Source organism: Microbulbifer sp. 2205BS26-8, from assembly GCF_030731025.1.
GTDB classification, from domain to species: domain Bacteria; phylum Pseudomonadota; class Gammaproteobacteria; order Pseudomonadales; family Cellvibrionaceae; genus Microbulbifer; species Microbulbifer spongiae.
On the sequence record NZ_JAVAMR010000134.1, the window covers coordinates 1 to 1,114 of the forward strand.

Annotated in this window: 1 protein-coding gene and 1 pseudogene; both read left to right on the forward strand. The window is 53.2% G+C overall.

What is annotated here, in order from left to right; all coding sequences use genetic code 11:
* Positions 1-197, forward strand: a pseudogene (locus Q5Y71_RS16885) (IS3 family transposase); the annotation flags it as partial.
* Between the two features lie 248 nt (positions 198-445).
* Entirely contained in the window at positions 446-835 is a 390-nt protein-coding gene (locus Q5Y71_RS16890) for a LexA family transcriptional regulator (protein WP_306043243.1), read from the forward strand.
* Positions 836-1,114: the final 279 nt, after the last annotated feature.

Sequence of the window (1,114 nt, forward strand, 5' to 3'; positions counted from 1 at the left end):
CAGAGCAACGCTGTGCGCGCGCTCAACGTGACGATGAGCTGAAGCCTGAGATCCAGCGGGTCTTCGAAGAAAACCTTCACGTCTATGGTGCTCGCAAGATCTGGAAGCAGCTTAACCGAGAGGATGTAAGGGTCGCCCGATGCACAGTTGAACGGTTGATGAAGGTGCTACAGCTGGAAGGCGTCCGAAGAGGCAAACGCTGCGTTTTTCAAGGCATGGGAGGCAAAAGCCTGCAATATGGAGCCGCTCCGTGAGCCAGTGCAGGCCATCTCTGTTCAGCGGTTTGTGGCGACAGGCGAAAAGTGTGGGTTGAGATTCCCTGGAGGGTGCCAACCCGGATTCTGGTCCTTCTGGAAACTTAGAGGCCTCTCGGTTACTGATTATTCTTGCCTGCCTGGCACTCGCAGCATTAATCTGTATACATATACAGTACACGGGCGTCCTTATGAAACTCTCTTCTCTCTACAGTAGCGGCGTTGCCTGCGGCTTTCCCTCTCCAGCTGATGATCACCTGGAATCTGCACTCAGCCTGGATGCGCATCTAATCTCCAGGCCAGCGGCAACCTATATGGTTCAGGCCAGCGGTGACTCTATGGTGGGGGCGGGCATCCATGATCGTGACTTGCTTATTGTCGATCGATCGCTAACTCCGGTACATGGTGATGTTGTAGTGGTGGCTCTGGATGGCCAGTTAACATGCAAAATTCTAGACAGGAAGCGAGGATGCTTATTGTCGGCCAACTCCAAGTACCCGGCCATCTCTGTCTTGGAAGGTCAGGAGCTGGTAGTGGAAGGAGTGGTGAAAGCGTCGGTTCGCTACCATAGAGGAGGTTGAACGGCAAGCCCCGCGTGGGCACTTTTGGTGATCTAATGGAGCGCTTCGCTGAATCGGTATCACCTGGCCGGGCTGGGGCAAGGTGAGAAATAGTACGACTGAAGAAATTTTTATCAGATCCCATCTCTCAAATATTGCTGTCCGACCTCAAAACGCAGCACTTCGCAGAGTTCCGTGATCGTCGCCTCACCGCTATATCGCCAGGGTCCGTAAATCGGGAAATTAATCTATTAGGTAGGCTCTGTATGTCGCTATGCGCTACGTGAATGGCACCTCCTT

Excerpts from the sequence above, each read along its gene's own strand:
- Q5Y71_RS16890 (WP_306043243.1), top strand. The coding sequence starts at position 446 with ATGAAACTCTCTTCTCTCTACAGTAGCGGCGTTGCCTGCGGCTTTCCC.